This window comes from Seleniivibrio woodruffii, assembly GCF_029267515.1.
In the GTDB taxonomy this organism is placed as follows: Bacteria; Chrysiogenota; Deferribacteres; order Deferribacterales; family Geovibrionaceae; genus Seleniivibrio; species Seleniivibrio woodruffii_A.
The window spans coordinates 151,856-171,866 of record NZ_JAJUIS010000006.1; the positions used below are offsets into that span (position 1 = coordinate 151,856).

Here is a 20,011-nt window from a genome sequence, read left to right on the forward strand (position 1 = left end):
AAACGCATGTTAAAGTGGTTTGTGACCTGTGTGGCATGTTCTCTTAAACACCTTTGGGAGAGTGAATTTTTCTTTTTAATCAATGTAAGAAAATTGTTGACTTACCTTTAAGCGTTTGGTATAAACTGAACTCCCGATAAAACGGGTACTTACGGGATGTAGCGCAGACTGGTAGCGTACACCCTTGGGGTGGGTGTGGTCGCAGGTTCAAATCCTGTCATCCCGATATTAATAAAGGCATCGTCCAAAGTGGCGATGCCTTTTTTAATTTATTTAATGGCAGGATTGCCAGAACTTGTTTCGGGCTCAATCATAGTAAATTTGCCTGTATATTTCTGATATTTTTCTCTTAATATCTTAATAATCAAGAAAATTTCCTTTTTTACATTGACTTTTAGTTTAGTAACTTATATGTTGCATATACAACACGGAGACGAAATGGACCAGATAGCTATAGATATTGCGAAGCAATGTCTCGCCGGACAAATTAAAATAATAAGCAGAGTAGTCGTGGGGATATACGACCGTGAGCTGAAAAGCAGCGGACTTAAAATAACCCAGGCATCTATACTTGTGCATCTGCTGGCATATGGAAGCCGCAGCGGGAGCGCTCTGGGCAGGTCTTTGCAGATGGATAAGTCAACCGTCAGCAGAAACATCGACCGCATGGAGAGAAACGGCTGGGTGAAAAAAACAGATGCAGAAAATGTTGAAATAACTGAAACCGGAAGAGAACTTATCCTTAGCGCGCGCCCTCAATGGGAAAAGGCTCAGAAAACTGTATGCAATATATTCGGCAGCGACGGCGTGGAAGCTGTGAAGATGCTTACAGATAAAGTAAAGAACAGAAATAAGAGGAAATGACATGGCAAAACAGAAAACTTTAACATTGAAAAGAGTGGTTGTTACAGGTCTTGGAGCCATCACTCCGCTGGGCAATAACGTTGCTGATACATGGAGAAATCTGATTGACGGGGTCAGCGGTGCCGGACCTATAACAAAGTTCGATGCGTCGGGATTCAAAACACGCTTTGCATGTGAAGTCAAAGGGTTTGAGCCGCTGAAATATTTTGACGCGAAGGAGGCCCGCAGACTTGATCTGTTTGCTCAATACAGCATCGCTGCATCTGATGAGGCTTTCAGAGACGCAGGTCTTGACACGGCGGAGTTTGACAGAAACCGTGCAGGTGTTATCTGGTCGTCTGCAGTGGGCGGTATGCCTACTATGGACGAACAACTGCTCGATTATGCCGAGCACAGGGACAAACCTCGTTTTTCGCCTTTTCTCGTTCCTAAAATAATCACGGACATTGCTGCCGGACATATATCCATCCGCTTCGGACTTCATGGTATAAATTTCTGTCCGGTATCGGCGTGCGCATCTTCCACTAACGCTATTGCGGATGCGTTCAACTATATCAGGCTGGGCATGGCTGATATAATTGTTGCAGGCGGCGCAGAGGGCGCTATATGTGAATCATCCGTGGGCGGTTTCAGCGCAATGAAGGCTCTTTCCGAAAGGAACGATGAACCTGAAAAGGCTTCACGTCCTTTTGACAGGGACAGAGACGGTTTTGTAATGGGCGAAGGCGCGGCAGGACTCATTCTCGAAGAATACGAACACGCCAAAGCAAGGGGCGCAAAAATATATGCAGAGATGATAGGCGCAGGTTTCGGTGCGGACGCATATCACCTGACAGCCACACATCCCGAAGGTTTAGGCGCATACCTCGCGATGAAAACCGCGCTGGATGATGCCGGAATTACCGCCGAACAGGTCGATTATATTAATATGCACGCAACATCAACCCCTGTCGGTGACGACAGTGAGATAAAGTCTATTGTCCGTCTTTTCGGAGAAGATCCGAAGCACCTTTCCGTCAGTGCCACCAAATCAATGACAGGACACCTTCTTGGTGCTGCAGGCGCAATTGAATCGCTTATATGCGTTATGGCTGTTAAAGAGGATATGATTCCGCCTACCATAAACACAGAGAACGTCGGAGACGAGATTCATAAAGGAATTGATCTTACACTTGGCAGGGCGAAAAAGAAGACTGTGAACGTAGCGATGAGCAATACTTTCGGTTTCGGCGGACATTGCGCCATTGCGGCGTTTGAAAAATATAAGGGCTGAACAGACGAAACAGCCGCAGTATTATAACACTGCGGCTGTTTCTCCTACAGGTCTATGGATCGATGTGGAGGTGTCGTTTTATTCTCCGCCCCTGACGCATTTTAAATAATTTGCTCCTGTCTTGGTTGCTGTCATACCCTTTCCTGTTGTGAAATCCACTCCCCATGCGGATGTTTTGGTTATCTGATACGTTGTTGAAGACCAGAAAAAGCTGTTGGCTGGATACTGGAACACAGAGCTTAACGCAGGTGCATAGTTTGTTCTGTACGCTATGGAGTTCAGTTCTTTTATATTCGGTAGTCTCCAGTCGGAATACCCGCCGTATGTGAGGCTGTTGCAATATGCCAGAGCCTCTGTCCACGTTTTTGAAACCAGTGACTGATCTGCCCATTCCAGACCGGTTCTTTCATCATAAACTATGCCGTTGGAGGAGTCGCGGGTATAGGTTCCCAGTGTGGGGGTGCTGCCGCTGACGCATCTGTAATAATTGGAATTATCCTGAATGTCGGTGTTCTGAACAGCAGTAGCGAAGTTGAGTACCCAGAAATATATGCTTCCTGTTCCGTATGATTCTCTGGATGTCCAGTATGAACCCGAAGCGTAATTTGTGAAGTAGTCATAAAGATAGGGAGCCGAAGATTTGCCGTAATTCACAGTCATTTCAAGTTCGCTGATATCCGGAAGCCTCCATGTGCTGCTTGCCAGTGTCGAGTTTTCACAAAGATTGTTCGCAGTTGAATAGGGTTGTGTTGTCGGCGAGGCTTCATTGTGCCAGAGCAGTCCGTTGACATTATCGGTAACTGTATTATCCGATGTATTCGTGGTGAAGTCTGCATCCGCACCTGTCTGTGTTTCGCCGTCCTGAGCTGTGTCAGAACATGTGACCGAAGTGCCTGCCGAGTTCCAGCATCCTGTTTGTCCTGTTTTAAGAAGAAGCAGTTCCGCTGCCGCTATTTCAAAGGTGTCCAGTGACGTTGTGTCGTAACCGTCTGAGACGGATATCTTTATATTTCTGTAAAATCCTTTTGTCGGTGTGCCTGCCAGCGTGCCTGTGGCAGTATCAAAAGTTGCCCAGTCTGGCTGATTCTCAATACTGAAGACAAGCTCGTCCCCGTCCGCGTCGGAAGCCGCAGGAGTGAAGCTATATGACTGACCCGCTTTAAGAAATTGTATCGGTGCGCCTGATATTTCGGGCGCATTGTTTGAAACTTTGTCCGAATCTTTTGAACCGGAGCCGCCTCCGCAGCCTGCTGCGAGCAAAACCACAAACAATGATAATATAAAATGTTTCATGAACAAAACCCTCCGCTTGATGCCGAATGATACTTTATAAACAGTGTGGAATGTGTTGAGATTATTGTGTTAAAGATGAGTGCTAATTGTGTTGATGGGCGTGCCTCCATTTTTGTATTGTGGATAATCATAAACCGTATATTATTTTATTATTAAACTTTTATGGTGGCTTATGTTATACGGACTGCTGGAAAAGCGCGTAAGTATACTGAATAAACTCGGCGGCATATCAAGAGCAGCAACCCACAAAGCTGAATGGGGAGCTATCCTTACAGATGAGGCACGAAATTCTATAATGTCGGAGGGACTTTACATCCAGATTAAAGAGGCGGAAGCCGCTCTTATACATAAAGAACCGCCGCGCTCACCCAATGCTTTGAAAATCCTTTCTTACCATAAAGCCTCTATTGTTTATTATGACAGGGCATATGCAGACAAGGTTAAGGGGACGTTTTCATTCGCTTTCGAGGATTTCAGAAAGCTGAACGGTCTTCTGCTGGCTGATGACAAGCTGTATCCGGGGATGCGCAGAGCGAATTTCATTTTTTCTGACGGAACAAACACTCCTGACTTCGTGGACATTCCATTGTTTCTGGATATGTATGCTGACTACGTGCGTGAAAAGGTCGAAAACTACCGTAATGGGTTACTTAATATAAAGGATTTTTTGACGTTCATTGCCAACCAGATATGTTATTTTGAGTCGGTCTGCCCTATGGAAGAGGGGAACAGCCGTGTGGGGCGCATACTGACCAATTATATTTTGATTGCGTGCGGTCTTCCTGCGGTTTCAATCAAAGGTGAGGAGGACGATATCATGGCGTTTTCCGCCGCAGTTAAGGAGTTTAGAGAACAGATGGGGTTCACTTTGTCTATACCTCAGTCTTATCACAATATTCCCGCAAAGCTGCATGATATAAAAACGGAAAAGATGTCCGGCATGTTTGCCGAGCTGCTTTCAGACAGTCTGGATATGTATATCAGCGCCATTCTGGTTAAAGATAACGGATACGTTCTGAGACCTCTGTCCGACATAAAGACAGGGCTTTCGATACTGAATCTGAAAAAACTTGCGGAGCGCGGCAATTTTATAGCTGTGAAAAAGGGCAGGGAATGGTATACCCACGAAGATTTTGACCTGAGAACAGACAAACTCAGGATATAGGAGTATTTATATGCCTTATTACATCATTTTTATTAAAGAAAGAGTGAAAGATGAAACAGAGATTGAGCAGTATAAAAAACTTGTTCCTGCCGCTGCTGCCGGAAGAAACATGAAAAAACTGGCTGCCTACGGTGAGATAGAGACGCTGGAAGGTGCAGAGGCGCTTGGTACTGTTCTTCTTGAGTTTCCAACAAGACAGGAAGCGCTCGCTTGGTATAACAGCGACGAATACAGAAAAGCCCGTGCGCATAGATTTCTTGGCGCGGATTACAGGGTTATTATGTTTGAAGGGGCGTAAGAGCACCTCATTTTATAATTGATTAAATTTGTATCTTTACCTGTTGTTTTTATAATTTTAATGTACAATAATTAAACCGATACTTATACTTATTATTGCGGAAAGCCCGGAGAAAATAATGACAGGAAAGAAACTTATGAACAGGTTTTATCTGTTCGTATTTATCAGCGTGCTGCTGTTTTCTGGTTATTTCATAACGAACATCGTAAGCTATCAGGCTGCAAAGGATTCACTGCGCAGCAGCATTATAAACACGTCTCTACCGCTTACCCGTGATAATATCTATTCCGAGATACAGCGGGACCTCATGCGTCCAATTTTCATATCTTCTCTGATGGCTAACGACACTTTTGTCAAGGACTGGGCGATAAGCGGAGAAAAGAATACCGCGCAGATAGAGAAATATCTCACCCATATAAAACATAAATACGATTTCTTCACCTCCTTTTTTGTGTCAGAAACAACCGGAAATTATTACTATTATGACGGTGTGCTCAAAAAAATAGAAAAAGATAACCCTCGCGATCAGTGGTATTACAACTTCACATCAAAACACGAACCTTATGAGCTGACTGTGGACACCAACCAGGCGGAACGCAACATAATGACCATTTTCATAAACCACAGGGTGCACGATTATGACCATAAACTTTTGGGCGTCACAGGTGTTGGGCTGGAACTTGAACGCATTAAAAACCTGCTGTCCGAATATCAGGTCAGATATGACAGAGATATCTACCTTGTCGATCAGAACGGGGTTATTCAGGTAAGCGCCAGAAATACTGAGATATCACAGCCGAACATAAGAAAAGCGCCGGGTATAGGCGAAATAGCGCCGCAGATATTACAGGTGTCTTATGTCTCTGGTAATTTCGAATATGATGGAAAGAATGGGCATATGCTTCTTACTTCAAGGTATATTCCTGAACTGAACTGGTTTCTTCTGGTCGTTCAGAACCAGAACTCCGCTCTTAAAACCATATGGCAGAACTTTATTAAAAACACCATGATAGGGTTCATTCTGACTCTTCTGATTCTCGGGGTAATCATCACCGTTATCAACTACTACCACAGCAGACTCGAAGGTGAAACATTCGGCGATTCGCTTATGGGGTGTTTCAATAGACAGGAATTTATTCGGAAATTTAATATACACTTAGCCCGATCCAAGGATTTTTCTCTGATACTTTTCGATGTTGACGATTTTAAAGGCGTAAACGACAGATACGGTCATATCTGTGCAGATATGATACTTGAACGTACACTGGCACTGATTAAAGAAGAGGTCGGAACTGAAAGCACAGTTGTAAGATGGAACGGCGACGAATTTATGGTTATTGTCAACGTTGATGCCGGAGAGGCGAATCGAATAGCTTTGAAGGTGCAGGAGGCTGTTAACACAGATGCAAGACTTTTGAAACTCGCTGAAAACGAAACCATACAGGTCTGTGCCGGAATCTCTTTCCATTCGGAATATGAAACAGAGGCGGGTATGACCTTCCGAGCAGAAAACGCTTTGGCAGAAGCGAAAAGCTGCGGTTCAAATACAATCAGAACAGCCTGATTCCTGATCATAATTTACACATAAATTATACGCTTGACTTATACCTGATTTTAATGTTTACCTATCGGTAGGTAAATAGGTGAGCATATGGAAATACCAAAGGACGATGCAAGGAACAGGCTGCTGAAGGCTGCTTTGAATCTTTTTGTGTCAAAAGGCTACGAAGCAACTTCCGTCAGCATGATAGTGCAGGAGGCGAATGTAACGAAGCCTATGCTCTACTATTATTTCAAAAATAAAGAGGGTATCTACACTGAAATCATGAATGAGGCGTTTACTGAGTTTGAAGAGGTAATTCAACGTTATCCTCTGAAAGATGTATCGGCAAAGGATACTATTATTATTATGTTCAAAGAACTTATGGAAATTCAGGAACAGAATATGGAGTATGTTCGTCTGATACATGCAATGGTTTACGGTCCACCGCAGGGTGCTCCGCATATTGATTTTGAGGAATTCCATACCCGTATGGCTAATAAGATAGAGGTGATGCTGCAAACAGGCATAGATAATGGTGAACTTGAGGACATGGGGATTAAGGATTTTACGACAATCATTTTGTCCATACTGTTTTTCTGCTTTGATACCAGAGTGATAGAGTGCTCAATAAAAATGTCGGTGGATGACATGCAGAGACTGATTGATAAAATTTTTGATAAAATATTGATAAAAAAAGAGGTTTGAGTTTATGAGGAGAAAGCTGATTTATATTGCCGTGGCTGTTCTCGCCGTGGCTGTTATTGCCGTTTTATCCGGCAGAAAGCAGGATAAAACTCAGGAAGTTAAGACCGACGGCGGAATTTCAGTGGAAACGTCTGCTGTTAAGGCTCAGGTGGTTGAAAGCTATGTCGATGCCACAGGAAACCTCACCGCAAAATACAGTGCCGAGGTACGGTCCGAGGTCTCCGGCAAGGTTCGTGAGGTCTATGTTAAAGACTGGGTGAAAGTTAATAAGGGCGAACTTCTGGCGAGGATAGACTCAGACGAGATAGCCGCTTCTGCGGCGCGGGCAAAGGCTTCGGCAGAAAACGCTAAGGCGGCATCTCTGGAAGCTCAGACTTATCTTAACCGTGCGGACAGAGAGCTTATTAGGATGCAGAATTTAAAACAATCCGGTCTTGCCACCCAGCAGCAGCTTGATGATGCAAGCACGGATATGGCGGCGGCAAGAGCACGCGTTGCTTCCGCACAGGCACAGACTGCTGCTGCACAGGAAGACTACAGACAGGCTGCCATCCGTCTCGGCAAGGCTGAGATAACAGCGCCTATTTCCGGAACCATAGCTGTAAGAAACGCCAACGTCGGAGACATGGCCGGCGGAGATAACAGTGCTGCGCTTTTCAGTATTATAGATGAAAGTATTTATGATCTTAACGTCAGCATTCCCACTGTGGACATAGCCGGAGTTGGTGTTGGGAGCCGCGTTGAGTTTACCGTTGATGCTTTTCCGGAAAAGGTTTTCGAAGGCAAGGTTGCGCATGTTAACCCTCAGGTTGATACGGCGGACAGATCCATAAAAGTGAATATAGAGGTAAGAAACGACGAAAATCTTCTTAAATCTGGATTTTTTGTTAAAGCCAAAATATATACTGGCGAAAAACGAAGTGTTTTCCTTCTCCCCCAGTCGGCAATACTCGGTAACGACAGCGTTGCGCGCAAAGCGAAAGTTTACGTTGTTCAAAGCGGTATAGCCCGTTTGAAGGATGTTGCAGTGGGGCATGTTTACAACGGAATGGTGGAAATCACAGGCGGGCTTAAAGACGGCGATAATGTTGTTACCCGCGGAGGATTTACAATTAAAGACGGGGATGTAGTCTCCGTAGGGAAATAGGGTGAACTGATGTTTCTCTCCGATCTTTCGATAAAACGTCCCGTATTCGCCACGGTCATAATGCTGACTCTGGTGGTTTTGGGCGTATTTTCATACAACAGACTGTCTGTTGAGGAATTTCCGAACGTGGATATTCCCGTTATTTCGGTTGTCACAAAATACGAAGGCGCATCCGCTCAGACAGTTGAAACAGAGGTCAGCAAGAAGATAGAAGAGGCTGTTAACCCTGTTGCAGGCGTTAAAAAGATATACTCCTATTCTTCGGAAGGCGTTTCGACTGTAGTTGTGGAGTTTGAGCTTGAGGTGGACATTGATGCCGTAAACCCTGAAGTACGCGCAAAAATAGGCGCTATAAGGGGCGATCTGCCGGACGATATAGAGGAACCTATTATACAGAAGATTGACTTTAACGACATGCCTATAGTGTCTGTTGCTGCGGAGTCAAACGTTCTCTCCCAGAGGGAGCTTACGGATATTGTTGACAAGGTTGTCAAAAAACGTCTCGAATCGATTCAGGGCGTGGGCAAGGTAAACCTCATAGGCGCTTCCGAAAAAGAGGTCAATATCATAATCGACCCGCTTAAACTTGAGAGCCTCGGCGTTTCGGTCACATCCGTCGTTAACGGTATAAAACAGGAGAACGTCAACACTCCTCTGGGGCGTATGACGAAAAAAAGCGGTGAATACTCTGTCCGTGTCTCCGGCAAAAGCGAATATGTGGACGAACTGAACAACATGACGGTGACGGCTCTGGACGGCAGACCTGTGCGGCTTTCAGAAGTTGCAACTATTGTTGACGGCATAGAGGAGAAGCGCACTGCTTCACTTTATAACGGTCGTCCGGCGGTATCGGTGGACGTTATCAAGCAGTCCGGCGCAAACGTTGTCCAGGTGGTTGACGATGTTCTCGACCGTGTTAAAAAAATAGAGAAGGATCTGCCGGCAGACGTTAAGCTCACCATCGTGCGCGATGCCTCACAGCAGATACGCGATTCTCTGACGGACGTTCAGCACACTATCATTATAGGCGGTATACTCACCGTACTGATAGTTTTTCTTTTTATAAACTCTTGGCGTTCAACTGTCATTACAGGTCTTACGCTCCCCATTTCGGTTATCTCCTCGTTCATAGCTATCTATGCTCTGGGGATGAGTCTTAACGTTATGACCCTTATGGCACTGTCGCTTGCGATAGGTATGCTTATCGATGACGCTATTGTTGTGCGGGAGAATATCGTCCGGCACGTTGAGATGGGCAAAGACCATATGACGGCGGCAAAAGAGGGCACGGCTGAGATAGGGCTTGCTGTTATGGCAACAACCCTTTCGGTTATGGCGGTTTTCGTTCCAGTAGCCTTCATGAAGGGTATCGTCGGTAAGTTCTTCTTCTCGTTCGGAATGACGGTGGCGTTCGCTGTTGCGGTCTCTCTGCTGGTTTCGTTCACTCTTGACCCCATGATGTCCTCTCGCTGGCACGACCCTGCCATTGAAAACCCGCAGGGAACTTGGCTGGGCAGACAGGTACATAAATTCAATAAATTCTTCGACCGGATAGCCGACAGCTATAAAGGCGTAGTGGGCTGGGCTTTGCGGCACAGGATAACTATTGCTCTCGTAACAACGGCGGCATTTTTCCTCGGTCTGTTCCTTTTCGGCACATTGCAGGCGGCATTCATGACGGAAGAGGACAAGGGCGAGTTTCAGATAAGTTTCACCACTGCCCCCGACGCTTCGATATACGAAAGCGAGAACAGGCTTAACGCCATTCTGGCTTCTGTGAAGGATGTTTCCGAGGTTGACCATACATACGGAACCATCGGCGCGGGCGACAACGGAGTTGTGCGCAAAGGGGTTCTCTATGTGAAGCTGGTGGCTAAAAAAGACAGAGAGAGAAGTCAGAAAGAGATTGAACAGGATTTCAGGAAAAGACTTTCAACTGTTGCCGGAGTCCGTACATCAATAGAAGAGGCAGGCGGTCTCGGCAGTTCGAATAAACCTCTTGTTGTCACCATACAGGGTAGCGATATTGACCTTTTGAAACAATATGCTGCCGAGATGAAAGAGAAAATGAGCAAAATCAAGGGTATTGTGGATATAGATACTTCCCTTGAGGACGATACGCCGGAATACAGGATCAAGGTTGACAGGGACAAAGCGGCTGCAATAGGGCTTAATTCTCAGGATATTGTCAACACCGTAAGTACCCTTTTCGGCGGAAGCGTTGCTTCCACTTATGAGGAACAGGACGGAGACGCTATTGACATCAGAGTGAGACTCGCGGAGCAGTACAGGCAGAATCCCGACCAACTGATGAACCTGAAACTTGCCTTGCAGAACAAAGACGGCGTCAATACGCTTGTTACACTGAGAAACATAGCATCATACGAGATAGATACCACTCCAAGCCAGATAAACAGGCAGAACCTTGAAAGGAAGGTGGACGTTATGGCGAACCTTGACGACCTTCCCATCGGTACCGCTGTCAATCTGGTTAAGGCTGATGTAATTCCGACAATAAAAACCGAATCGGGTTATGAGTTCTCCTTTGCGGGGGAGGGCGAAGATATGGCGGAATCGTTCGGATATATGGCGGAGGCACTTATTCTGGCTGTTCTGATGGTGTATCTGGTGCTTGCGGCACAGTTTGAATCGTTTATTGAGCCTTTTGCGATTATGTTTTCCCTGCCGCTTTCAATTCTTGGTATGGCAGGGATGCTGCATCTCACAGGCGATACAATAAACATCATGTCGCTAATAGGTCTCATCATGCTGATGGGATTGGTGACGAAGAACGCCATATTACTGATAGATTATGCGAAACATCTGCGCGCATCGGGTATGGAACGGACAGAGGCGCTTGTTCAGGCAGGGCGCACAAGGTTCCGTCCCATCATGATGACAACGCTTGCCATGATATTCGGTATGCTCCCTCTGGCGCTTGCTATCGGAGCTGGTGCGGAAATGAGGGCACCAATGGCAAGGGCAGTGGTGGGCGGTCTGATAACATCCACCATACTTACACTTGTAGTGGTTCCGGTGGTCTACGCCATTATGGATGATTTTGCACTGAAACTTAAAAAGTTCTTCGGATTTGGAGGACGTGCATGAGAAAAATACTTACGGCACTGATGATAATTATGCCTCTGGCGGTGTTTGCGCAGGACGTAAAGGTGCTTACGCTGAAAGAGGCGATAGATATTGCCATGGAAAAGAACAAAAGCGTTGAGCAGGCGAAGGAATATATGACGTACCTTGAGGGTGTGTATATCGAGGAACGCTCTGCCGCACTGCCTGCAGCGACGCTTAACGGCGGCGTAACGCGCACTAAGGATGCTTCCACCGGTTCGGCTGTGAATTCGGACACTTTCAATCAGTACAACGCCGGAATTTCCGTTAAACAGGCGCTTTTTACATGGGGACAGGTCGGTGCAGCCATTCGCGCGGCAAAGATAGGTCTTCGAACCGGCGACGAACAGTTAAGGCTGTACAAACAGGCTGCTGTGCGTGACGTTACTGTTGCGTTCACGGACATACTGCTGACAAGGCAGCTTCTTTTCATTGCTCAGGAGAACGTCAAACAGCGGGAGAGACACCTTGCCGAAGCCGAAAAGAAATATAAGCTGGGAACGGCAACGGACTATGACGTTCTGTCCGCAAGGGTGGCGCTTAAAAACGCTCAGCCGGATGTCATTACATACAGCAACAATCTAAATGTTAATAAAGATAACCTTAAATATATTCTGGGTATCAACTATGACATAGATGTTCAGGGGGAGCTTAAACCTGCTGAAATAGCGGCGTTTGACTATGAAGATGTACTGAAATCTGCGCTGTCTAACCGTCCTGAAGTTCTGGATAAAAGGCTGATGGTTGATTTCAACAAGGAACTGGTACAGGTCAGCCGTGCCGGAGACAAACCCAGACTCGACCTTGAAGGCTCATACAACCGTATAAAGCTGGACGGCGAGGATGAAAAGAGCCTCACAACGTGGGATGCAGGAATCAAGATGTCGTTTCCTTTTTTCGACGGTTTCGAAACGAAAGGAAAGGTGATTCAGGCGCAGAGCGACCTGCGCAAAATCAAACTCCAGCAGCTTCAGGCGGAGGATTCCGTTTCCCTTGATGTTCGTCAGGCGGTTAGCCGGGTTAAAGAGGCTGCCGAAGTTATAGATGCCGCAGGAGGCACGGTTGACGAGGCGGCAAAACTTCTGGATATGGCTGAAAAAGGCTACAGATTCGGTGTCAAAACAAAGCTGGACGTGGACGATGCGGAATATAATCTCCGCAGCGCGCAGGTTAGACTTGCGCAGGCATGGAGAGATTACCGTGTACAGTACGCAAACCTGCTCTGGTCTGCGGGGGTAATAGGCGAGAAAGACAGTATATAGATTAAAGGCTCCGCAAGGAGCCTTTCTTATATCATGTCAGAGGTCTTTACCGTACTGTAGAAATAGTTGAGCGCTGCCAGAAAAGATTTCTGTATCTCCTCCGATTTGACAGGTGCTCCGTCTATGACAAGATCGCGGGTTGCGCAGGCATCTCCTACAACTGTCGTATTGTACCCAAGGTCTTTTGCGGCGCGCGTGGTGGCATCTATGCACATGTGGGTCATCATTCCGACAATCGTGAGGTCGGTTATCTTTATTGATTCAAGATGGGTTTTCAGCTCTGTTTCTATGAAACTGTTAGGGAAATGCTTTATTATGACTTTTTCGCTTTCGAGTGGTTTTACCCGGTGGTTTATCTCCGCACCCGGAGTGTCAGGAAGAAAAAAACCAGCTTCCGGTCTTGAAGCTATGTGCTTAATAAAAATCACCGGAAGTTTTCGCTCTCTGAATTTTTTTATCACATCTGCTGCTCTGTCTGCCGCCGCTTCCGCGCCGGAAAGTTCCATTGGACCGCCCCTGAAATAATCGTTTTGAATGTCAATGACCAACAGTGCCTGTTTCATTTGTCCTCCCGTCGCCCTTAATTGATGGCAATATAATTTCAAAAACGGCTCCGTTTGCAGAGTTACTGACGTTCATGTCGCCGTTGTGCTTCTGCATTATCTTTTTGCACATGTAAAGCCCAAGCCCTGAGCCGTCTTTTTTCTTTTTTGTGGTGAAGTATGGAGTAAACATCTTTTCCATGACTTCAGGATTAATGCCGCCGCCGTTGTCTGAAATCCGCATTATACATAAGCCGCCGTTCTCTTCGATTTCAATATTTATTTTTCCCACGAACATCTTGTCTTTTTCCTTAATGTCCATGATGGCGTCTTTGGCGTTATTCAGAATATTCACCAGAACGTGTTTGAATTCATTCGGATTTGCTGAGGCGAAGACGCTTTTTCTGCCTTTGGAGTCTATGGTTATATCAATTTTCTTTTTGGACATTGCGGGATTAAGCAGTTTCAGCATTTCTTCCGCAGTGCGCACCATATCCATTTTCATATCAACGCTGCCGGATGGCAGTATGAAATCCATAAAGTCATTGATGGTCTCGCTCATGAAAGTTATCTGAGCCATACATTTATCAACGATATCCTCTCTTCGTTTACGCTCTTCCTCTTCCATATCATCGTCAAGCATATTCTGGACGTACATGGCAAGGATATTAAGCGGCTGTTTCCACTGGTGGGCAAGAGAACTGAACATTTCGCCGAGAGTCGCCAGCTTGGATTGCTGAAAAAGCATCTGTTCTTTGATATAAAGCTGGTTTTCGTTCTCTTTCAGTTTTTCATCCAGAACGGCGTTAAGCATAGCGGTTTTGTGGCTGTTCAGAAGCGCAAGGAACACCACCCCGAATACAAGGAATATGGTTATGGAACCGCCAAGCAGCGCAGCTTTGTATATATTAATGATATGTCTGTATTTGTTGTCGCGCTCCATCTTTATGAAATATGCGACCTGCTGGTCAAGAATATTGGATATGGGCAGGAATGAAGCGGTTATCTCTTTTCCGTTTATCACTGCGTGTGCTGAAAACGCTTCGCCAAGGTTCATCCTTTCTTTTACTTCAGGTTTAAATATCTCGCAGGCAAAAAGGTATTCTTCAATACTGCCGAACACCGCTGCATTTTCCTGAAGGTATTCGTAACTGATATTTTCTCGGAGATAGTTATCGGAGAGTTCTGATTGTGCATAATTGTATTGCTCCGACGGAAAAACCGTTGAACTTACGACTGATTTTCTTATGAGAAAATCGTGTATTCCGGCGGCTGTTGTGTTCATTGTGTCGGCAAGATAAACGGAGGATATGCTGATCTCCACACTGCCAAGGTGCACAGAGTTGTATATGAGAGGGAAAACGAAGCGGAATCCGTTAAATATTCTTCCCTCTTCAAAACCTTCCGTATATCGTACGAGTCTGTTTGCGGTATCAACTGTGTGTCTGACGCCAGTCAGAGAATCGCCGTATTCGTCCGGTTTATGCATTCTGAGAAAGCTGACGGAGTCTCTTGTGTGGAAATGAAGCTGTTTCAGCCCCAGCTTGACCTGCTGTTCATATATTACGCGAAGTTTATCGTACATCTCTTTGCGTATTTCGTTCTGCCTTTGCGGACTTGCCTTTTCAGCTTCCGCAAAAAGCCTCAGTATATCCGTGTTACCGTTTATCATCACATTGTAGAAAGCGTTTGCTATGTTGCGTGCATTGGAAATGCCTGCGTTATATGAAGAGCGGAGGGCTTCTGTTTCGTTTTTAAGGTGTTCCTGAATAAAAATATCTTTAATCTTGCCTGCGCTGAAGAAAAAAATGAGCTCGCAAACGAATAAAGTAATTAGAATGATTGTTGTTTTTGTTTTCATCTGCACAGCCTGATCATTTAATATTTATTCCAGATACTACCATAATATTCAAGATTTATTTGTGCAAAATCTTCTCACACGTGTGCATCGCCGTTACACACTAAAATTCAGTAATATTTGATATGTTTAATATTATCAGTAAAATATCGGTTTTCATCATTTTGGCACGCAAGTTGGTATTACTAAAGCATCTAAACACATCAGGAGGAAAATAAGATGAGACGTACTTTATTGGTAACATTTGCAGTAGTTCTTGCAGCAGGAATGGCATTTGCATACGGCGGTATGGGAAGAGGATACGGCATGATGGGCGGCGGATATGGACCCGGCGGATGCGGTCCTTGCCCCCAGTTTAACGGACAGGGTGCCCAGCAGGGCAACCAGCAGCTTCCCAAAGCGCTGACAAAAGAAGAAGCACAGAAAAAAGTGGACGAGTTCATCGCCGCCAACCTGAAAGGATATAAAATCGAGAAAACACAAGAGTTTCAGGGCGGCAGATTTATGATGTATAACTTCTTTGTGAAGGATGCGTCAGGCAACAGGTTTATCCTCAGAGTCAACCCCTGGGGTAATGTTGTGGGACCCTTTATTGCACAATAACTAAAATGAGCGGGGTGAAAGCCCCGCTTCTTTACATGTTAAGAAGGTCGAACTCTCTCATTGCACCGGAATCAAAATCAACCGTTTCAACATCGTTTCCGTCTATGCTGACAGCCTGACCGGCCTTCATTGTGAATGATTTAACGTATTCCGTGTACTGTTTCTGAAGCTCGGCTACATAGCTGTCATATTCGCCCATCATTTTTTTAACATAGGCTTCGTATTCGTCCATAACCACTTTGCCGTGCTTTATAAATTCACCTTCAATAGCGTCAACGGTGATCTCGCCCTCTTTAAGATAAACTTTGCATTTTCCGTCCTGAGACATATCAACGAGAAACTGCGTGCCCTTAACGCCTATTACGGCCGTTTTAAGCCCCACAGCCACGGCACCTGTCACTGAACCGCGTTTTTTTATACTGAAAACAACCTTTCCCGACTCAGGGTTAATTTTATTTGTGGAGGAGAAAGTTGCCATCGAATTTTCAGACAGAGCAACCTTGTCGCCGGAATCAAGCTCTATAACAGCGGCTGACGCACGTTTTGTTGCGACCTTATTTTTCAGGGTAATTTCCGTATCTGGTTTGGAAACCATGGCTGGTCTCGGCGAAACGCCATCGTAAAGCTCCACGCTTCCCGTATATCTTTTGATACTTCCGATGCTGTCCTGCGCAGATGCTGCAAACGGAAGAAGTGAACATATGATCAGAATAAGTATGTTTTTCATGTGCTGCTCCTTTTGCATAATAGCGCATTTCCCTTTCATAGATAAGTGAAAAATACCCTATCAATATTAGTATTATATACTATTTTATTTAAAATAGTATGGAAACATGAACCTTCATGTGTTAAATTCTATCAAAGGAATGTACGATTACCGGAGGTAGTTTATGAAAAAACTGATCCTAATAATTTCCCTTCTTGCATTTGTTCTGGCAGGATGCGGAGGCAAGCAGGAGCAACAGAAAACACTTGCCGATCCTTGCTTTGTGGGAGCACCCGCATGGGTTCTTAACCCCACTGTTGAAGGTGCGCTTGCGGCTGTGGGTTCCGCTGCGAAGTCTGCTGCCGGAATGCAGTTCACAAGGGATGCCGCTATGGCAAACGCCAGAAGTGAACTTGCAAGAATGATAGATGTTAAGGTCAACACAATGATGAAAGACTTTACTCAGGTTACAGGCGTTGGCGATGCGCAGACTGTTGACAAGGTCACTTCCTCTGTTTCCAAACAGATAGCAAGCCAGTCCCTTCAGGGCACATCACAGAAAGAGATATGGATGTCTCCTTGCGGCGAACTCTATGTTCTCGTTGTTCTGAACCCTGCGAAAGTTGCAGACCTGACAAAACAGCAGGTTACATCCAGTCTGAAAAACGATGCGGCTCTGTGGCAGCAGTTTCAGGCACAAAAAGCTCAGGACGAACTTGACGCAGCCATCAGCAAAGAGTTCCCCCAGCAGTAACAGAAAGATTTAAAACATCAATGAAGGGCAGCTAGTCACTGCCCTTTTTTTATAGGTATGTGTATGAAAAAAATTATGACCTCTATTATACTGGCTGTTTTCTGCCTGACTTTTTCCGGATGCTTCGCTGAAAAATCAGACGGAGTTAAACTTATCAACGGGAAACCCGAATGGTTTTACCACCCGTCCGACGGCTCCAAAATAGGCGGGGTTGGTGTCAGCGGCATCCATGTTGACGGAAAGACCGGACAGAAGACACTTGCCATGCAGAGAGCGCTGGAGGAAATAGCCCGCCAGATGGGTGTTAAGGTGCAGAGCTATTCTTCGCTCAAATCTGTTTCAGACTCCTCTGGCTCCGCTGTCAGCGGCGAGAGCAGCTCATTTTTCACCGTTGACGGCAACGAGGTCAAAGCCCGCATAAAAGCTATGTGGGAGGACTCATATTCAGGAGAGCTGTATATCTGGATGGTGACTGAATGAAAAGATTGATGATACTGTTTCTGGCGCTTTCAGCATTTAACGTACATGCTGAGGATTTTGACGACTTTAAAAAGGCGCAGTCCGGCGGTTTTGAAAGCAGCAAAGAGGAATGGTCCTCCTATCGTTCCGATACGCTTAAAAGTTTCGAGACATACAAAGATATCATGGATAAGGAGTTCGCAAAATATAAAAGCGATATCTCAAAGGTATGGGACGATGTTGTTGTATCCGATAACTATAAATGGGTTGAATACCTTAATAACTATAAAATAAGGAAAATAGTTGATTACGACAAAAAGGTCGTGACTGTTGAGGTTGTTTCCGACAAGGCGAGACCGGATTTCACATCTGTCGTTAAAGACCTTATAACTGAAGACACTGCAACTGCCTTCCGAAGAGATCCGGTTACAGCAAACACGGAACAGAAGCTGAAAGAGCAGGTTCCCGGAGTAACTACTGACAAAATAAGAGCAATTCCCATCGTACAGAACCTATATTCCGAAAAGCCAATGACGGAATCTCAGGTCAGCAACCTCGCAAAGCAGCTTGTTTCCGGTGCGGATTATTCCCAGAAAACTTCTGAAAAGACCGGACAGACTGTATATTCAATGACGGTACGTCTGCCCAACGATATCTATCAGAAGGGCGCTGACGATGTTAAACCCCATGTGTTGACGTATTCAAAACAGTTCAATCTCAATCCGGCACTTGTTATGGCGGTCATATACACCGAAAGCAGATTCAACCCTATGGCAAAATCCTACGTTCCTGCATACGGACTTATGCAGATAGTTCCGCAGTCCGCCGGTATGGATGCCACGGAATTTATCGAAGGGACGAAAAGGGTGCTTGCCCCTTCATATCTCTACAACCCCGAAAACAATGTAAAAATAGGCACAGCTTATTTTTACCTTCTGTATTATAAATACTTTAAAGGTGTTACAGACGATACCAGCAGACTTTATTGTTCCATTGCTGCGTACAATACCGGCGCCGGAAATGTCGCCTATGCCTTTAACAAGAATGGCGGAAAGAACAAGTACAATGTTGCGGCGGCGCTGCCGTTTATAAACGCCATGTCCCACGACGCTGTGTACAACCACCTGAAAAATAACCTCAGATATGAAGAAGCCCGCAACTATATTGTCAGGGTGAACGGTAAAATCAAAGACTATACGGAGTAAACACATGAGAACGGTAGCAGTTTTAGTTATAGCCTCTGCTGTCATATTCGGATGCGCAGCAGAGAAGAAACCTGTAGTTAAACAAAACTCTGGAGCGGTTCAGCGGATGCAGGCAGAAGCGGCTCAGCAGGAGATGGAAGAGGATATTCAGAACGGAACTGTTACGCTGCGCGAACCTGTTTTAAATACTCCTCAGAATGTTAAACCTGCGGAAGAGCCGAAACAGCCTCTGCCTGAGAAAAATGTATTAAGCGTAACGTCTCTTAAACCAATAACTAAATATCCGCTTAAAAACGGCTACCCCGAATGGTTTTACTCGCCCACCTACGACGGCTATATCGGTGCCGTGGGCATAGCTCCGAAACAACCCCGCGGAGGAATGGCTCAGCAGAAAAGACTGGCGAAGATTCAGGCGCAAAGCGGGCTTGCAAAACAGATAGAGGTGCTGGTCAATACTGAGCTGAACCTTGAGTCTACCAATGTTGACAGAGCCACTGTGAAGTATTATCAGCAGAAACTGTCCACACTCACTAAGGAGAGTGCGGATCAATATCTGAGCAACTACAAAGTTATGGACGAATGGGTTGACGACAGGACAGGGGAGTATTATCTGTGGCTTGTGCTTCAGAAATAACCATGGATAATAAACATCGTTATTCATATTTCCTTGCTTTTTTCGGCGGAATGAATTTAAATATATAACATACAATCTTAAACAAAACAAAAGGTTGGTTATGAAAATTACGATTGATGACAAAGGCAGTGCAAAAGTTATACGTCCCTACGGCAAGATAGACATTCTGACATCTTCCGAGCTTCGTTCAACCCTAAGCGAGCTTACGAAAAAGAAAGTTATGAAGATTATTGTTGACCTTGCTCAGGTTACGTATCTTGATTCTTCCGGTCTTGCAACCCTCCTTGAATCGCTGAAAAACCTGAAGGAATATGAAGGCAAGATGCAGCTTGCAAATGTTCCGGAAAGGATTCTCAAGGTTCTTTCTCTGATGAAGCTGGATTTGATATTTGATATAATTCAGGACGACACGATATAAAAAAAGCCCGCTTCTTGAACTGTCCCCCATTTTTCGGACAGTAAAAAAAGCCCCGGGCTAAGAATTAAGATGACGTCGGTATGCAGCCGGCGTCATCTTTTTTAATGTCCACTGTGGTCTCTCTTCATTATAATACCGGATATATTCACTAACCAC

Annotated in this window: 20 protein-coding genes and 1 tRNA gene; 16 read left to right on the forward strand and 5 right to left on the reverse strand. The window is 45.3% G+C overall.

The window, feature by feature from the left end:
• Nucleotides 1-152: 152 nt before the first annotated feature.
• The 3 genes from Q7P67_RS08395 (at nt 153) to fabF (ending at nt 2,137) form a co-directional block, all read left to right on the forward strand.
• Nucleotides 153-226 (forward strand) — tRNA-Pro (locus tag Q7P67_RS08395).
• 212 nt (nt 227-438) lie between these two features.
• On the forward strand, nt 439-864 hold the full coding sequence (locus Q7P67_RS08400; protein WP_303851518.1) for a MarR family winged helix-turn-helix transcriptional regulator: 426 nt from the start codon (nt 439-441) through the stop codon (nt 862-864).
• A 1-nt stretch (nt 865) separates the two neighbouring features.
• Nucleotides 866-2,137 (forward strand): beta-ketoacyl-ACP synthase II, encoded by a 1,272-nt coding sequence (gene fabF, locus Q7P67_RS08405; protein ID WP_303851519.1) that lies wholly within the window; start codon nt 866-868, stop codon nt 2,135-2,137.
• Between the two features lie 78 nt (nt 2,138-2,215).
• Here fabF and Q7P67_RS08410 read toward each other — a convergent pair whose 3' ends face one another.
• Nucleotides 2,216-3,430 carry a DUF1566 domain-containing protein gene (locus Q7P67_RS08410; RefSeq protein ID WP_303851520.1) on the reverse strand — a complete coding sequence of 405 codons (1,215 nt, stop codon included), beginning with the start codon at nt 3,428-3,430 and terminating at the stop codon, nt 2,216-2,218.
• A gap of 172 nt (nt 3,431-3,602) precedes the next feature.
• Between Q7P67_RS08410 and Q7P67_RS08415 the strand changes: the two genes are divergently transcribed.
• From Q7P67_RS08415 to Q7P67_RS08445, 7 genes are all read left to right on the forward strand, one after another.
• The gene (locus tag Q7P67_RS08415) at nt 3,603-4,595 is read left to right on the forward strand and encodes a hypothetical protein (protein ID WP_303851521.1); all 993 of its coding nucleotides are present in this window, start codon (nt 3,603-3,605) and stop codon (nt 4,593-4,595) included.
• 10 nt (nt 4,596-4,605) lie between these two features.
• Entirely contained in the window at nt 4,606-4,893 is a 288-nt protein-coding gene (locus Q7P67_RS08420) for a DUF1330 domain-containing protein (RefSeq protein ID WP_303851522.1), read from the forward strand.
• 118 nt (nt 4,894-5,011) lie between these two features.
• Entirely contained in the window at nt 5,012-6,457 is a 1,446-nt protein-coding gene (locus tag Q7P67_RS08425) for a diguanylate cyclase (protein ID WP_303851523.1), read from the forward strand.
• Nucleotides 6,458-6,544: 87 nt separating this feature from the next.
• Entirely contained in the window at nt 6,545-7,141 is a 597-nt protein-coding gene (locus Q7P67_RS08430) for a TetR/AcrR family transcriptional regulator (protein WP_303851524.1), read from the forward strand.
• 4 nt (nt 7,142-7,145) lie between these two features.
• The gene (locus Q7P67_RS08435; protein ID WP_303851525.1) at nt 7,146-8,288 is read left to right on the forward strand and encodes an efflux RND transporter periplasmic adaptor subunit; all 1,143 of its coding nucleotides are present in this window, start codon (nt 7,146-7,148) and stop codon (nt 8,286-8,288) included.
• Between the two features lie 9 nt (nt 8,289-8,297).
• Entirely contained in the window at nt 8,298-11,396 is a 3,099-nt protein-coding gene (locus Q7P67_RS08440; RefSeq protein WP_303851526.1) for an efflux RND transporter permease subunit, read from the forward strand.
• Complete coding sequence (locus Q7P67_RS08445) at nt 11,393-12,676, forward strand: TolC family protein (protein WP_303851527.1); 1,284 nt, start codon at nt 11,393-11,395, stop codon at nt 12,674-12,676. Before Q7P67_RS08440 ends, Q7P67_RS08445 begins: the two co-directional genes overlap by 4 nt.
• 26 nt (nt 12,677-12,702) lie before the next feature.
• On the opposite strand, the gene Q7P67_RS08450 is transcribed toward Q7P67_RS08445, so the two are convergent.
• Nucleotides 12,703-13,239, reverse strand: coding sequence for a cysteine hydrolase family protein (locus Q7P67_RS08450; RefSeq protein ID WP_303851528.1), 537 nt, complete (start codon nt 13,237-13,239; stop codon nt 12,703-12,705).
• On the reverse strand, nt 13,214-15,079 hold the full coding sequence (locus tag Q7P67_RS08455; protein ID WP_303851529.1) for an ATP-binding protein: 1,866 nt from the start codon (nt 15,077-15,079) through the stop codon (nt 13,214-13,216). Before Q7P67_RS08455 ends, Q7P67_RS08450 begins: the two co-directional genes overlap by 26 nt.
• Nucleotides 15,080-15,295: 216 nt before the next feature.
• Here Q7P67_RS08455 and Q7P67_RS08460 point away from each other — a divergent pair, with 216 nt between their 5' ends.
• A complete protein-coding gene (locus Q7P67_RS08460) occupies nt 15,296-15,679 on the forward strand; it encodes a hypothetical protein (protein WP_303851530.1) in 384 nt (127 codons plus the stop codon).
• Nucleotides 15,680-15,710: 31 nt separating this feature from the next.
• Here Q7P67_RS08460 and Q7P67_RS08465 read toward each other — a convergent pair whose 3' ends face one another.
• Nucleotides 15,711-16,406, reverse strand: coding sequence for a FecR domain-containing protein (locus Q7P67_RS08465; protein ID WP_303851531.1), 696 nt, complete (start codon nt 16,404-16,406; stop codon nt 15,711-15,713).
• A gap of 163 nt (nt 16,407-16,569) precedes the next feature.
• Between Q7P67_RS08465 and Q7P67_RS08470 the strand changes: the two genes are divergently transcribed.
• The 5 genes from Q7P67_RS08470 to Q7P67_RS08490 all read left to right on the forward strand — a co-directional run bounded on the left by Q7P67_RS08470 (nt 16,570) and on the right by Q7P67_RS08490 (nt 19,855).
• On the forward strand, nt 16,570-17,139 hold the full coding sequence (locus tag Q7P67_RS08470) for an LPP20 family lipoprotein (protein WP_303851532.1): 570 nt from the start codon (nt 16,570-16,572) through the stop codon (nt 17,137-17,139).
• Between the two features lie 63 nt (nt 17,140-17,202).
• Complete coding sequence (locus Q7P67_RS08475) at nt 17,203-17,619, forward strand: hypothetical protein (RefSeq protein ID WP_303851533.1); 417 nt, start codon at nt 17,203-17,205, stop codon at nt 17,617-17,619.
• The gene (locus Q7P67_RS08480) at nt 17,616-18,803 is read left to right on the forward strand and encodes a murein transglycosylase domain-containing protein (protein ID WP_303851534.1); all 1,188 of its coding nucleotides are present in this window, start codon (nt 17,616-17,618) and stop codon (nt 18,801-18,803) included. Before Q7P67_RS08475 ends, Q7P67_RS08480 begins: the two co-directional genes overlap by 4 nt.
• Before the next feature lie 4 nt (nt 18,804-18,807).
• The gene (locus Q7P67_RS08485; protein ID WP_303851535.1) at nt 18,808-19,437 is read left to right on the forward strand and encodes an LPP20 family lipoprotein; all 630 of its coding nucleotides are present in this window, start codon (nt 18,808-18,810) and stop codon (nt 19,435-19,437) included.
• Nucleotides 19,438-19,537: 100 nt separating this feature from the next.
• On the forward strand, nt 19,538-19,855 hold the full coding sequence (locus Q7P67_RS08490) for an STAS domain-containing protein (protein WP_295224891.1): 318 nt from the start codon (nt 19,538-19,540) through the stop codon (nt 19,853-19,855).
• Nucleotides 19,856-19,912: 57 nt separating this feature from the next.
• Here Q7P67_RS08490 and Q7P67_RS08495 read toward each other — a convergent pair.
• Nucleotides 19,913-20,011: IS3 family transposase (locus Q7P67_RS08495; RefSeq protein WP_303851536.1), on the reverse strand; the 99-nt coding region annotated here is incomplete at its 5' end.